Origin of the sequence: Micromonospora sp. NPDC005171 (genome assembly GCF_040608575.1) — a bacterium.
Classification (GTDB): Bacteria; Actinomycetota; Actinomycetes; order Mycobacteriales; family Micromonosporaceae; genus Micromonospora.
The window spans coordinates 148447-162742 of the sequence record NZ_JBEXIM010000009.1; the positions used below are offsets into that span (position 1 = coordinate 148447).

The 14296-nt window shown below is 73.7% G+C and carries 10 protein-coding genes; 7 read left to right on the forward strand and 3 right to left on the reverse strand.

The window, feature by feature from the left end; all coding sequences use genetic code 11:
• Positions 1–214 precede the first annotated feature (214 nt).
• Together ABZU74_RS15095 and ABZU74_RS15100 are read left to right on the forward strand one after the other, a co-directional pair.
• Positions 215–1366 carry an aminotransferase class V-fold PLP-dependent enzyme gene (locus tag ABZU74_RS15095; RefSeq protein ID WP_355423252.1) on the forward strand — a complete coding sequence of 384 codons (1152 nt, stop codon included), beginning with the start codon at positions 215–217 and terminating at the stop codon, positions 1364–1366.
• On the forward strand, positions 1363–1596 hold the full coding sequence (locus ABZU74_RS15100; protein ID WP_196918979.1) for a sulfurtransferase TusA family protein: 234 nt from the start codon (positions 1363–1365) through the stop codon (positions 1594–1596). Before ABZU74_RS15095 ends, ABZU74_RS15100 begins: the two co-directional genes overlap by 4 nt.
• 148 nt (positions 1597–1744) lie before the next feature.
• On the opposite strand, the gene ABZU74_RS15105 is transcribed toward ABZU74_RS15100, so the two are convergent.
• The 3 genes from ABZU74_RS15105 to ABZU74_RS15115 all read right to left on the reverse strand — a co-directional run bounded on the left by ABZU74_RS15105 (position 1745) and on the right by ABZU74_RS15115 (position 4613).
• Positions 1745–2722, reverse strand: a complete 978-nt coding sequence (locus ABZU74_RS15105) for a carbohydrate kinase family protein (protein ID WP_355423255.1) — start codon at positions 2720–2722, stop codon at positions 1745–1747.
• A 201-nt stretch (positions 2723–2923) separates the two neighbouring features.
• Complete coding sequence (gene erpA / locus ABZU74_RS15110; RefSeq protein WP_030337969.1) at positions 2924–3292, reverse strand: iron-sulfur cluster insertion protein ErpA; 369 nt, start codon at positions 3290–3292, stop codon at positions 2924–2926.
• A 181-nt stretch (positions 3293–3473) separates the two neighbouring features.
• Entirely contained in the window at positions 3474–4613 is a 1140-nt protein-coding gene (locus ABZU74_RS15115) for a glycerate kinase (protein WP_355423375.1), read from the reverse strand.
• Between the two features lie 68 nt (positions 4614–4681).
• Here ABZU74_RS15115 and nadA point away from each other — a divergent pair, with 68 nt between their 5' ends.
• The 5 genes from nadA to ABZU74_RS15140 all read left to right on the forward strand — a co-directional run bounded on the left by nadA (position 4682) and on the right by ABZU74_RS15140 (position 14264).
• Positions 4682–5881, forward strand: a complete 1200-nt coding sequence (gene nadA, locus ABZU74_RS15120) for a quinolinate synthase NadA (protein ID WP_355423258.1) — start codon at positions 4682–4684, stop codon at positions 5879–5881.
• A gap of 212 nt (positions 5882–6093) precedes the next feature.
• A complete protein-coding gene (gene murA / locus ABZU74_RS15125; protein ID WP_203177790.1) occupies positions 6094–7449 on the forward strand; it encodes a UDP-N-acetylglucosamine 1-carboxyvinyltransferase in 1356 nt (451 codons plus the stop codon).
• A gap of 113 nt (positions 7450–7562) precedes the next feature.
• Positions 7563–8156: a DUF3043 domain-containing protein gene (locus ABZU74_RS15130; protein ID WP_355423261.1), complete on the forward strand. Its 594-nt coding sequence runs from the start codon at positions 7563–7565 to the stop codon at positions 8154–8156.
• Between the two features lie 170 nt (positions 8157–8326).
• Complete coding sequence (locus ABZU74_RS15135) at positions 8327–8887, forward strand: XRE family transcriptional regulator (RefSeq protein ID WP_355423264.1); 561 nt, start codon at positions 8327–8329, stop codon at positions 8885–8887.
• Positions 8888–9269: 382 nt separating this feature from the next.
• On the forward strand, positions 9270–14264 hold the full coding sequence (locus ABZU74_RS15140) for a WG repeat-containing protein (RefSeq protein WP_355423267.1): 4995 nt from the start codon (positions 9270–9272) through the stop codon (positions 14262–14264).
• The last annotated feature ends 32 nt before the right edge of the window (positions 14265–14296 follow it).

Genomic DNA, 14296 nt, shown 5'->3' on the forward strand with positions numbered 1-14296 from the left:
AGCGCGCCGCGGTGCGTCCTTCGTCAGCACCGGCGGCAAAGGCGTCACCGACGGTCGCAGATTACTCGACCATGACGGACTCGGCCGTGGTGGGGTCACTGTCCGCCCCCCATCGGGGGGATCCTGGGCATACCGCCGCGATAGCGTGTTGCTGTGTGAGCGCGAGGAGCGAGCCGGGGTTGCGAGCCCCGCAGTCGCGAACGAAGGCGGGTCTGTGAGCGCATCCCCGGTCTACCTGGACGCGGCGACCGCCGCGCCGATGCATCCGGTCGCGCGGCAGGCGCTGCTGGCCGCGCTCGACGACGGCTGGGCCGACCCGGGCAAGCTGTACACGCAGGCCCGCCGGGCCCGGCAACTGCTCGACGCCGCCCGCGAGGCCACCGCGCTGACGCTCGGCGTCCGCGCCGACGAGGTCTCCTTCACCCCCAGCGGTACGACAGCGGCCCACGGCGCGGTGCTCGGGGGTCTGGCGGGGCGGTGCCGGGTCGGGTCGACGCTCGTGCACTCGGCGATCGAGCACTCGGCGGTGCTGCACGCGGCGGAGCGGCACGTCGCGGCGGGCGGGTCCGCCACCGAGGTGCCGGTCGACAGGTTGGGCCGGCTGGACCTGACCGCATGGTCGACTGCCGTTCAGGCCCCGGGGGTCGCGCTGGCCGCGTTGATCACCGCCAGTCACGAGGTGGGGACGGTGCAGCCGGTCGCCGAGGCGGCGGCCGCGTGCGCCGACGCGGGTGTGCCGCTGTACGTGGACGCGGCGCAGTCGGTGGGTCGGGTGCCCCTGCCGGCCGGTTGGTCGGTGCTCACGGCGAGCGCCCACAAGTGGGGCGGGCCACCCGGGGTGGGAGTGCTGGCGGTGCGCAAGGGCGCCCGCTGGGAGTCACCCTGGCCGGCCGACGAGCGGGAGAGCGGACGTACCCCGGGGGTGGTGAACCTGCCGGCGGTCGTGGCGGCGGCGGCGAGCCTGCGGGCGGCGGCGGCCGACGCGGCGGCCGAGGCGACCCGGCTGGCCGCCCTGGTGAACCGGGTCCGGGAGCGGGTCGCGGCGGAGGTGCCCGACGTGGAGGTGGTCGGCGACCCGGTGCTCCGGCTCCCCCACCTGGTCACCTTCTCCTGCCTCTACGTCGACGGGGAAGCGCTGCTGCACGCCCTGGACCGGCGGGGCTTCGCCGTGTCGTCCGGCTCGTCCTGCACCTCGTCCACGCTGCGCCCCTCGCACGTGTTGGAGGCGATGGGGGTGCTCTCGCACGGCAATGTGCGGGTCAGCCTGCACCGCGAGACGACCGAGGCGGACGTGGAGCGGTTCCTGACCGAGCTGCCGGGGATCGTCGCCGGGCTGCGCGCCGAGGCCGGGGTGGTGGGGCTGTGACCATGCCGGACGAGGTGATCGACTGCCGTGGGCAACGCTGCCCGCTGCCCGTGATCGCCGCGGCGCGACGGATGCCCGAGGTGCCGGTCGGCACTGTGGTCCGGGTGCTGGCCGACGACCCGGCGGCGGCGGTCGACATCCCCGCCTGGTGCCGGATGCGCGGCCAGGAGTTCCTCGGCTCGGTCGACGGCCCGGACGGGCCCGCCTACGACGTCCGCCGCACCCACTAACCCCGCCACCCCGCGTCACTCCCGCGCACCACGCCTCACCCCGCCCACCCCGCGATCTTGCAGTTTCTGCGTGGACAAAGGGGTGCAGAAGCCGCGATACGCCGACAGAAAGCGCGAGATCGCCGGGGTGGGGCGGGGGCGGGGTGGGTTACGGGAGGAGGTGGGGGCTGACCTCTTCCGCCGCGGCGTCGCCGTAGGACTCGGCCAGCCGCTTGACGAACAGGTCGCGGCGGACGTCGTACTCCTGGGTGCCGACGGTCTCCAGGACCAGCGTGGCCAGCAGCGAGCCGACCTGGGCGGCCCGCTCCAGACCGAGGCCCCAGGAGAGCGCGGTGAAGAAGCCGGCCCGGAAGCCGTCGCCGACACCGGTCGGGTCGACCGCCCGGATCTCCCGCGCGATCGGTACGTGGATCGGGTCGATGCCGCGCCCGGCGATCTCCACACCGTGCTTGCCCAGCGTGGTGACGCGCACCTTGACCAGGTCCAGCAACTGGTCGTCGCTGAGCTGCGCCTTGCTCTGCAGCAGCGACTTCTCGTAGTCGTTGGTCATCAGGTACTCGGCGCCTTCGATCAGCGCCACCACGTCCTCGCCGGGCATCCGGGCGAGCTGCTGGGACGGGTCGGCGGCGAACGCGTACCCGCGGCTGCGGCACTCGGCCGAGTGGCGCAGCATCGCCTCGGGGTCGTTGGCGCCGACCAGCACCAGGTCGAGACCGCCGAGCCGGTCGGCGACCGGGGCGAGCTCGATGTTGCGGGCCTCGCTCATCGCACCGGCGTAGAACGACGCGATCTGGCACATGTCGGTGTCGGTGGTGCAGACGAAGCGGGCGGTGTGCGCCACCTCGCTGATGTGTACCGAGTCGCAGTCCACGCCGTGGCGCTCCAGCCAGGAGCGGTAGTCGGCGAAGTCGGCGCCGACGGCGCCGAGCAGCACCGGGCGCAGGCCGAGCTGACCCATCCCGAAGGAGATGTTCGCCGCCACACCACCTCGGCGGAGCACCAGGTCGTCGACCAGGAAGGAGAGGGACACCTTGTGGAGCTGATCGGCGATGAGCTGGTCGGCGAAGCGACCGGGGAAGCTCATCAGGTGATCGGTGGCGATCGAGCCGGTGACGGCGATCTTCATGTCAACCCTCGGGGTCGGGAGCAGGGCGCGGTCAGCCTACCGGCACGGCAACCCGATGGTCACCGCTCGGTCGGACAACGGCAACCAGCCCGCCACGACCCCGTCGGGACCGCTCCCAGACCGGTGCGACCGCCGACCGGTACGACGATGGGGCCGTCCCGGAGAGAACGGCCCCATCGTCGCTGGTGGGTGTGGTGTGACTCAGTTGAACGAGTCACCGCAGGCGCAGGAGCTGCCCGCGTTGGGGTTGTCGATGGTGAAGCCCTGGGCGTCGATCCGGTCGGCGAAGTCGATCGTCGCGCCGGAAAGGTACGGGGCGCTCATCCGGTCGACGACGACCTCGACACCACCGAAGTCGGTCACGACGTCACCGTCGAGCGAACGCTCGTCGAAGAAGAGCTGGTACCGCAGGCCGGAGCAGCCGCCCGGCTGCACGGCGACGCGGAGCCGCAGGTCGTCGCGGCCCTCCTGCTCGATCAGGGCCTTGACCTTCTGCGCCGCGACGTCGGTGAGGACGACGGAAGTAGGGGCCTGGGCCTCGGTCGACTCGGTCTGCGCTGGCGTGGTCACGTGGAAGTCTCCCTGCGCGGTTTTGGGTCCGGACGCACTGGCCAACGTCGCGCGCCGTCCAGTGATTCCCGGTTGTGGTCCTCAGCCGATCGTACGCCGCCCCGGCCGGGCTCACCCGCGTGGCGTGACCGCCGCCCCAGGTCGGCCCCGGTCAGGGCGGGCGCGCGGACGGTCAGGACGCTCAGCGGCTCCACTGCCGGGCGAGCCGGGCGCCCAGCTCGCGCAGCCCCTCGGTGGGCCGGCTCAGCGCCGCGTCGAGCCCGCCGCTCTCCTCGCCGCCGAAGTGCTCCACCAGGCTGTACGCGTCGGTCACCCCGGCCGAGGCGGCCTCCCGCCGGCCGGTGCTCACCTGCCCGGCCACCACCACGCAGGGCACTCCCCGGTCGCGGGCGGCGCCGGCCACCCCGGCGACGACCTTGCCGCGCAGCGACTGGTGGTCGAACGACCCCTCACCGGTGATCACCAGGTCCGCGGTGTCCAGTGCGGCGTCGAGTCGGGTGGCCCGGGTGACCAGGCCGATCCCCGACTCGCAGTCGCCGCCCAGGGCGAGGAGCGCGGCGCCGATGCCGCCGGCGGCCCCGCCCCCGGGCAGCGCCCCGAGCCCCGCCGGGCAGCCGGCCAGGTCCCGTTCCAGCACCGCCGCGAAACGCTCCAGGGCGGCGTCGAGCAGCAGTACGTCAGCCCGGTCGGCGCCCTTCTGCGGCCCGAACACGTTGCTCGCGCCGTGCAGGCCGAGCAGGGGGTTGTCCACGTCGGTGGCCGCGACAAGCCGGACGCCGCGCAGCCGGGGCGCGCCGTCCAGCGCGTCGACCGCGGCGAGCGCCGCCCCGCCGTACGGGAGGGCAGTGCCGCCCTGGTCGAGGGGGGTCACGCCCAGCGCGGCGAGCATTCCAGCGCCGGCGTCGTTGGTGCTGGAGCCGCCCAGCCCGATCACCACCGTGCGGGCGCCGCTCTCCACCGCGGCGGCCACCAACAGACCCAGCCCGTACGAGGTGGTGGTCTTCGGGTCGCGTTCGGCAGCGGAGAGCAGGTGCAGGCCGCACGCCTGCGCGCTCTCCAGGTAGGCGGTCGCGCCGTCGGCGGTGAGCAGGATCTCACCGGCCGCCGGCCGGCCCAGCGGGTCGACCGTCGACACCGGCACCCGCCGGCCGCCGAGGGCTTCGGCGAGCACCTCCACGAAGCCCGGTCCGCCGTCGGCGAGCGGTCGGATCAGCAGATCGTCTCCGTCGGTGACGGTGCGCCAACCGACGGCGACGGCAGCGGCCACCTCCGGTGCGGACAGGGTGCCGGCGAACTTGTCCGGGCAGAGCAGCACGCGCATGCCGAGCAGTGTGGCAGCCCACACCGAGCGAAGCTGCGCCGCGCTCGCGCTGTGGGACCATGGATTACGTGACTTCGACCTGGGTGGAACCCTCCAACACGGCGACGGCTCTGCTGCTTCTCGGCCGGGGCAGCGACCCCGACACCGAGCGCGGCGTCGAGTGTCCGGGCGACCTGCCGGCGCCCAGCGATCCGGATCTGGTGGCCCGCGCCACCGCCGCGAAGGCGAAGCTGGGCAGCAAGGTCTTCGTGCTGGGGCACCACTACCAGCGCGACGAGGTGATCCAGTTCGCAGACGTGACCGGCGACTCGTTCAAGCTGGCCCGGGAGGCCGCGGCCCGCCCGGACGCGGAGTACATCGTCTTCTGCGGCGTGCACTTCATGGCCGAGAGCGCCGACATCCTCACCACCGACACCCAGCGGGTGATCCTGCCCGACCTCGCGGCGGGTTGCTCGATGGCGGACATGGCGGTGCTGGGCCAGGTCGAGGCCGCCTGGGACACGCTGACCGAGCTGGGCATCGCCGGCGAGACCGTGCCGGTGACGTACATGAACTCCTCGGCTGACATCAAGGGTTTCGTGGGCCGCAACGGCGGCGTGGTCTGCACCTCGTCCAACGCCAAGCGCGCCCTGGACTGGGCCTTCGAGCAGGGGTCGAAGGTGCTCTTCCTGCCCGATCAGCACCTGGGCCGGAACACCGCGGTGCTGGAGATGGGCCTGTCGCTGGACGACTGCGTGCTCTACGACCCGCACAAGCCCGGTGGCGGGCTCACCCCGGAGCAGCTGCGCGACGCCAAGATGATCCTGTGGCGGGGGCACTGCTCGGTGCACGGCCGGTTCACCCTGGAGAGCGTCAACGACGTGCGGGAGCGGGTGCCCGGGGTCAACGTCCTGGTCCACCCGGAGTGCCGGCACGAGGTGGTCACGGCCTCCGACTACGTCGGGTCGACCGAATACATCATCAAGACGATCGAGGCGGCTCCGGCCGGCTCGGCGTGGGCGCTCGGCACCGAGCTGAACCTGGTCCGCCGGCTCGCGCTGGCGCACCCGGACAAGCAGATCATGTTCCTGGACAAAGCCGTCTGCTACTGCTCGACGATGAACCGGATCGATTTGCCGCACCTCGTCTGGGCCCTCGAAGAGCTGGTCGCGGGCCGGGTGGTCAACCAGATCACGGTGGACGTCGACACCGCGCACCACGCCCGGGTCGCGCTGGATCAGATGCTCGCCCTGCCCGGCGCGGACACTCCGCCGCCGGCAGTGTCCTGATCACGATCCGTAGCGCTCTTGGTACGCAAAAGTGCCGGATCACCGATTAATGCCACACACGCCGATGTGACCGAGTCCTTTTTCGTCACCGAGGGCTATGCTGCCCGAGCGACGACACACGCGGGCCGTTTCGATATGGCCGCATCCGGGGTAGAGACAACGTTCATGCCCCCCACCATCAACACGGCAGCACCGACGCGCTGGAGGTTGCGTTGACCGACGACGTCCTGGTTGTGCACGGAGGTACTCCGCTCGAAGGGCGGATCCGCGTGCGCGGCGCGAAGAACCTGGTATCGAAAGCGATGGTCGCCGCGCTGCTCGGCGACAGCCCGAGCCGGCTGTTCGACGTGCCCAAGATCCGCGACGTCGAGGTGGTGCGAGGTCTGCTCGGGCTGCACGGCGTCAAGGTCACCGACGGCGCCGAGGACGGCGAGCTCGTCTTCGACCCGGCGAACGTGGAGAGCGCCAGCACCGACCAGATCAACGTGCACGCCGGTTCCAGCCGGATCCCGATCCTGTTCTGCGGCCCGCTGCTGCACCGCCTCGGGCACGCGTTCATCCCGGATCTGGGCGGCTGCCACATCGGCCCGCGCCCGATCGACTTCCACCTCCAGGCGCTGCGCGAGTTCGGCGCCACCGTCGACAAGCGGCCGGAGGGGTTGCACCTGTCGGCGCCGAACGGGCTGCACGGCACCAAGTTCGCCCTGCCGTACCCGAGCGTCGGCGCCACCGAGCAGGTGCTGCTGACCGCCGTGATGGCCGAGGGCGTCACCGAGCTGCGCAACGCCGCGGTGGAGCCGGAGATCATCGACCTGATCTGCATCCTGCAGAAGATGGGCGCGATCATCAAGGTCCACACCGACCGGGTGATCGAGATCCAGGGCGTGCCCAAGCTGCACGGCTACACCCACCGGCCGATCCCGGACCGGATCGAGGCGGCGAGCTGGGCGGCCGCCGCCCTGGCGACCCGTGGTCACGTCGAGGTGCTGGGTGCGCAGCAGGCCGACATGATGACCTTCCTGAACATCTTCCGCTCGGTCGGCGGCGAGTACGAGGTCACCGACGCCCGCGCGCCGAAGCTGGGCGACCCCGGTCAGGAGGGCGGCATCCGCTTCTGGCACCCGGGTGGCGAGCTGAACGCGGTGGCGCTGGAGACCGACGTGCACCCCGGCTTCATGACCGACTGGCAGCAGCCGCTGGTCGTGGCGCTGACCCAGGCCCGTGGCCTGTCGATCGTCCACGAGACGGTCTACGAGCAGCGGCTGGGCTACACCGAGGCGCTCAACTCGATGGGTGCCAACATCCAGGTCTACCGGGACTGCCTCGGCGGCACTCCGTGCCGCTTCGGCCGGCGCAACTTCAAGCACTCCGCGGTGATCGCCGGGCCGAGCAAGCTGCACGCCGCCGACCTGGTCATCCCGGACCTGCGGGCCGGGTTCAGCCACCTGATCGCGGCGCTCGCGGCCGAGGGCACCTCCCGGGTGTACGGCGTCGACCTGATCAACCGGGGCTACGAGGACTTCGAGGCGAAGCTTGCCGACCTGGGCGCGCACGCCGAGCGTCCGTAACCTCTCTCACCAATCGTTCGGCTCCGACGGCTCCAGGTCGCGCTGCGACCTGGAGCCGTCGGCCGCCGTACCGCGATGTGCACCGGGCGCGAGTCGTTGGCTACCCTTGCCGCGTGCCGTCGCTCTTTCGCCGCAAGTCCACCGACCTCGTCGACGAGGCCGTCACCTCGGTGACCCCCGAGGAGACCGCTGAGCGTTCCCGGGGTTACACCCCGGCCAAGGGTCGGGAGACGCCGAAGCGGCCAACCGTCGGCCGTCGCCCGGCCGGTCCCAGCCGCCCCCTCACCAAGGAGGAGGAGCGGGAGCGTCGCCGCCAACTGCGCGCCGAGGCCGCGTCGGAGTTCCGCCGCGAGGGCGGCCCCCGCGACCGTGGCCCGGAGCGGCTGCTGGCCCGCAACGTGGTCGACTCCCGCCGTACCGTCGGCACCTGGTTCTTCGGCGGCGCGCTGATCGTGCTGGTCGGGTCGAACGCGGCCATGCCGGCGCCGGTCCGACTGATCTCCAACGTGCTCTGGGGCGCGTTGGCACTGGGCGTGGTCGTCGACTCGGTGCTGATCTGCCGCAAAATCAGCAAGCTGGTCCGGGAGCGGTTCCCGAAGACCGACCAGCGGATGGGCTCGCTCTACCTCTACGCGGTCATGCGGTCGATCACCTTCCGGCGGATGCGCGCCCCGGCGCCCCAGGTCAATCTCGGCGACAAGGTCTGACCCCGGGCTCCCACGCCACAAGATCCGCGCGACTTCAGCGAAACTGCTGCCTCAGACATCTCAGAGGCAGCAGTTTCGCCGTATCTGCGCGGACCTCGGCGCGCGTTCATCATGCTGAACGGGTTGCCGTTGTTCGCCACACCGAACGTTCGACCCAATGGAGCGAAGGCATGCCTTCGGAACCGGCTGCCCCGCTGGCCACCATCGCCGCCGCCCTGCGCCGGGAGCGGGAACGGGTCGGCATCTCGTTGACCGAACTGGCCCGCCGGGCGGGGGTGGCCAAGTCCACCCTCTCCCAACTGGAGTCGGGCACCGGCAACCCGAGCGTGGAGACGCTCTGGGCGTTGGGCGTCGCGCTGGGCGTGCCGTTCAGCCGACTGGTGGAGCCCGCCGACGACGGCGTACGGGTCATCCGGGCGGGGGACGGGCCGCACGTCCGCTCCGAGCAGGCCGACTTCAGCGGAACTCTGCTCAGCGCCGGCGCGGCGCACCTGCGCCGGGACGTCTACCTGATCAGGCTGGAACCGGGCGCGGTCCGCACCGGACAGGGACACACCCCCCGCAGCATCGAGCACGTGGTGGTCGCTGCCGGCCGACTGCGGGCAGGGCCCGAGGGGGCGCCTGTCGACCTCGACCCCGGTGACTACGCCACGTTCCCTGGCGACGCTCCGCACCGTTACGAGGCGCTCGCTCCCGGCACGTTCGCCGTCCTCATCATGGAACATCCCTGACGAGCGCGGCGATCCTGCCGCAGCCAGGTGGTCTTCGAGTGCGGTAGGGTCGGAGTCCAGATTCGCTTATAGGACCAAATGTCCGAAACCAATGGGATAACGTTTGCGCCGGTGGGCGGCGCCACAGTGGCGGTGAGCGAGCCCACGCCGTTACCCTCCATCCGCAGCCACGGCCTGCCGAAGCGGCGACCTGACCGGCATGTGCGGCCCCAGCGCGACAATTTGCAACGAGGTGACAACGCGTGAGCGAGCGGACGCGAGTCGGCCACCGGGGCGTGGCAGGCGGCGACCGGACGCCCAGCGGTCACCCGACGACGGCTGCGGACAGCTCACGCCCGGCGAGAATCGGCCCGACGGCCGGGTGTGGCGACGGGCTCGACGAATGAACGGCCGCTACACCGACCGGTGGTCAGACCCGAACGAACCGTCCTGGGTGGTCGAACCGACCACCGAGTGGCACCCCCAGTTCCCCGGCCAGCGCTACCCCGGCGACATCGGCAGGCCGCACCAGCCGCCACCGCGCGGCCGGGCGACGGTGTCCGGCCGGGCCGAAGTGCCACCCCTCGCGCCCACCCGCCCGGACGGCACCTACCTCGGCCGGTCGTGGTCCGACGAACCACCGGCGGAACAGACACCCCAGGGCGGGTCCTGGGTGGACGACGAGCCGGGCGAGACACCGGCCTACGGCCGGCCCCGAGGCGACGAGCGCTCGGCGGACACCTCCGCCTACGGCCGGCCCGGCAACGCCGACTCCCCCCACTACGACCACGAGCCGTACCGTCGTCCGCTGCCCGAGCCACCCCGCCGCGACGACCGCCGCTCTCCTGAGTCGGACCGGCGTACCGCCTGGTCCGACCGCCGCCCCGTCGAGGAGCGGGGACCCGCGCGGGAAGCCGCCTGGCACCGGGACCAGCCCAATCCCGAGCGGTACGACCACCGCCCCCGACAGGAGCCGACCGAGCGGGATCGCGGTTACCGGGGCACGCCGCCGGTCTCCCCCGCGCCACGACCCGAACCCGGCTGGGTGCCCGAGCCGGACGACGGACCGCGTCGGCGCGGCACACCGGAGCGACCGGCCGCCGGTTACGAGCGGCACCCCGACGACGGGTACGCCACCCGACCCACCCGCGACCACGACGGCCGGACCGCCGGCGGGGCCGACCCGTGGGCACCCGTGGACGGCCGCACGCGATACCGGGCCGACGGATACCCGGACCGGGCCGCCGACGACCTGCGCCGCCCAGAGCCGCGCTACCGCGCTGACGAGGGCGCGGCGCCCTCGCCCAACGATGGACGACGTCGTCGCCCCGAACCGGACCTGCCTGACCAGCCCCGCCTCGACGACGACCGGCGCCGGCCCGACCCCGACCCGCACTGGCAGCAGCCCCGTGAGGCGGCGGCCCGCGCCGAGGCGTACCCGGACCGGCGACCCCGCGAGCAGGCCCGCCCGGACGCGTACCGCGAGAACGGATACCGCGAGGACGCGCCTCGTGAGGACGCCTACCGCGAGCCCCGGCCGCAGCCGGGCCAACGGTCGGACGGCAGTCTGCCCTGGCCGCCGCCGGGTCCGGTGCGCCAGGACCGCACCCCGGACCGCACTCGGGAACCGGGTCACCGCACCGACCCACCCCGAACCGCAGAGCCACAGCGCACCGGAGGACCGCGCGGTACCGACCCGCACCGCGGTCCCGACCCGCACCGCGGTCCCGATCCGCACCGCATCGCGGACCCGCACCGCAGTCCCGACCCGCACCGCAGTCCCGATCCGCACCGCAGTTCCGACCCGCACCGCACCGCGGACCCGCACCGCAGCGCCGAGCCGGGCATCGCGTCGCGGCCGGCCGCCCGGACCGAACGGCCGGCGGCCACGCCGTCCCGGCCCGACGAGCGACCGACGGCCACCCCGGCGCGGTACGACGATCGACAGGTACGCCCGGCCGCGACGGCACCGCCCGCGGCCGGCCGTGCCATGCCGGTCCCACCGGTCTCCCCGGAGCGACCGGTGTCTTCGGCCCCCGTCTCGCCCGGTTGGGACCGACCGCTGTCGGCCGCCCCGGTCTCCCCCGCCTCCCCGCAGCGGCCGGTGTCACCAGCACCCGACTCCCCCGCCGCCCGCGGCTGGGACCAACCAGTGTCAGCGTCCCCCGCCTCCCCGCAACGGCCGGTGTCACCAGCACCCGTCTCTCCCGCCGCGCCCGGCTGGGACCGACCGGTGTCGGCCGCCCCGGTCTCTCCCGCCTCCGACCGGCCCGTCTCGGGGCCACCCGCCGCGCGCCTGCGGCTGGAGTACCTGCCCGCGCCGGTGGACCCGCCCGACGCCGACGAGCGGTCGACTGCCGCGCCAGCACCGGGACGTCGGCCGCTGGCCGAACCGCCACCGTCGTCCGGGGCGCACCCCACCCCGCCACCGCGTTACCCCGGTACCGGGGACCGCCCGGCGGAGCAACGGCGCGGCGAGGAGCCGGGCCACCCTCGGGTAGGCGACCCGCTGGCCGGCACCCCACCGACCGACCGCCGCCTGATCTCCCCGGACCGCGCGCCCGCCCCGGAACGGTCGCACTCCGCCGATCGCCCGGCCGCGCCGCAGCGCCCGTACTCGCCGGAACGACCGACCCCGACGGCGGACGCACGCCCGTCGGTCGCCCCGCCACCCACCTGGCAGGCTCCGGAGCCACCGGCGACCCGTCCCGCCCCACCCCCGGCCGACCCGACCCCCGCGGCTCCGGCTCCTGCGGCCTCCCAGCCGCCGGCGGAGGACGTCGTGCCGGCGCTCCCGCCGGCCCCCGGTACGCCGCGCCGCTACGTACCCCCGCCGCCCTCGGAAGAGCCGGTGGCGCCCGTTCGCGAGCCGGACGACGTCCCGGGCACCCGCGGGCCGGAAGCGTGGTTCAGCCCCGCTCAGCCCGCTGATTCCGACCAGGGTGAGTCGCCGACGGATCAGCAGTCGTTCGACCCGGCCGACGACGAGTCGACGGCCGGCGACCCCGACCTCGCCACGACCCCGGCCACACCGGACGCGGAGGAGACGTCGACGCCGAGGGCCGATACCCACCTCGACGTGGCCGACGAGCACGCCGGCGGATGGACACCAGACGACGCCTACGCCCCGGTCTCCGCGCCACCCGCCCACCCGGTCTCCGCGCCACCTGCCCAACCCGTCTCCGGGCCGCCCGTTGAACCGGTCTCCGGTGCCCCCGGGCTCTGGCCGGACGACCTGGATGACGACCCGCTGACTGCGGCTGCGGACCAGGTCGGCGTTTCCGGCGAGATCGACGCTGTCGACACAGGAACGGTTTACGGCGACGAGCCCGTCTCCGGCGCGCCTGTCGTCGCGATGCCCCACCAGCGGCCCGAAGCCGACCTCGAAGCCGAGGGCGAGGCCGACCAGCGGCCCTTCGCTTCGGCCTACGAGGACACCGAGCCGGTCGAGCACGATCCGAGGGACGCACTCGCGCCACACGGCGAGCCAGCGGACGCCGCACCGCCGGTCTCCGCACCGCCGGTCTCCGCACCGCCCGCCTCGGCACCGCCGGTATCCGCACCGCCCGCCTCGGTCCCGCCGGTCTCCGCACCACCGGCACCGCCGGTATCGGCCCCGCCAGCGCCCACCTCAGCCCCACCCCTCACCGCCGCTGCACCGGCCTCCGCGCCACCCCTCACCACCGCGCCCGTCTCCGCGCCGCCAGCGTCGACCGCAGCCCCGGTGTCCGCGCCACCCGCGCCGACGCGGCCGCATCCCGCCGCGCCCGTCTCGGCGCCACCCGCGCCGACGCAGCCACACCCCGAAGCGCCGGTCTCCGCGCCGCCAGCGTCCATTTCCGCACCGCCGGCTGTGGCACCGGCCTCGGCGGCGCCCGTCTCCGCGCCACCAGCCTCGACACCACCACCCGCCGCAGCTCCCGTCTCCGGGCCGCCAACGCCCGAGGCAGTCCCCGTCTCCGGGCCACCGGCGTCGGTGGAGCCGACGTCCGGGCCACCCGCCTCGGCCGTACCCGGTCCGAGGAGCGGTTCGGACGGCGAGAACGTGCCGGTGTCCGCGCCACCCGTCGACGCGCCACCCGTGGTGACCCGCCCGTCGCTGGCCGACCCGGGCGACCCGGAGCAGGTGCTGGCCGCGTACCGGTGGCGGTTGGACCGGGTCACCCTGCGCGAGGAGCTGACGGACCCGGACGACCTGCGGGCCATCCGGCGGGGGCTGACCGAGAAGTTGGGCTCGGCGGTCGACAACCGTGCTCGGGCCCGGCTGCTCAGCCTGCGGGCGGTGGCCTCGCGGATTCTCGGTGACCTGGACGACGCGCTTGCCGACGGTCGGCTCGCCCTCACCTACGCCGAGGCCACCGGCGAGCTGCGCCGGACCGCGCTGGCCCAGGCCCGGCTGGCCCACGTGCTGCGCTGGCGCGGCGACTTCGCCGAGGCGGACCAACTCTTCGCCCAGGCCAACTCGGTCGAGTTGCCGGACCGGTTGCGGGCCGCGCTGCACGAGCACGCCGGGCGGTCGTGTTACGACCAGGGACGACTCATGGAGGCCTGCGCGCACTTCGAGAAGGCGCTCGACCTGCGCGGCGCGGGCGACGCCGAACTGCTGGACCGGGTTCGGGTGGCACTCGACGCGGTCACCGTCCGGGCCGAGGCGGATGGCTTCGGGCCGTACCCCCGGAGTCGGGACGAGGTGCTCGACCGGGACCGACCCCCGGTGCCGGACCGGGACGGGCCGCTGTGGGGTTACACCAGCCAGGACGGCGAGGTGGTCATCCCCGCCCGGTACGCCGAGGCGCAGCCCTTCCACGACGGGTTGGCCTGGGTCCGCCGGCCTGACACCGACCGCTGGTCGCTGATCAACCTGCTCGGTACGACGGTGATCCCGCCGTCCTTCCGGGCCGCCCATCCGTTCAGCGACGGCCTGGCCTGGGTGGTCGGCGAGGGCGGTTGGACGGCGATCGACGCGACCGGCACGGTGCAGGTCGCGCCCAACTTCGCCGAGGTACGACCGTTCCGGCGTGGGCTGGCCGCGGTGCGGCGCGAGGGGTGGGGGGCGGTCGACCGGACCGGTCGGATCGTCGTGCCCACCCGCTACCACGGCTTCGTCACCGAGTTGGCCGACGGCCAGCAGATCGACGGTTTCACCGACGAGGGGCTCGCTGTGGTCGACGTGGCGGGTCGGCGGGGCGTGGTGGACCGCACCGGCACGGTGCTGGTCCCGCCGGCGCACCCGATGCTTGTCATCCACCCGGTGGCGTTCCTGGTCGAGAGCGGCAACGGGCGGTGGGGTGCGCTGGACCGGCGCGGCGTCCCGCTCATCGACCCGGTGCACCGCGATCGCGCCGAGGTGCTGGAGGAGATCGACCGGCTACTCACCGACGCCAACCCGGTGCTCTGAGTCGCCGATCGCCGCCGGTGATCCACTAGAGC

Bases quoted from the DNA above. Each gene is read 5' to 3' on its own strand.
- ABZU74_RS15105 (WP_355423255.1), bottom strand. From the start codon at position 2,722: ATGAAGATCGCCGTCACCGGCTCGATCGCCACCGATCACCTGATGAGC.
- ABZU74_RS15115 (WP_355423375.1), bottom strand. From the start codon at position 4,613: ATGCGCGTGCTGCTCTGCCCGGACAAGTTCGCCGGCACCCTGTCCGCA.
- ABZU74_RS15135 (WP_355423264.1), top strand. From the start codon at position 8,327: ATGCCTTCGGAACCGGCTGCCCCGCTGGCCACCATCGCCGCCGCCCTG.
- ABZU74_RS15140 (WP_355423267.1), top strand. From the start codon at position 9,270: ATGAACGGCCGCTACACCGACCGGTGGTCAGACCCGAACGAACCGTCC.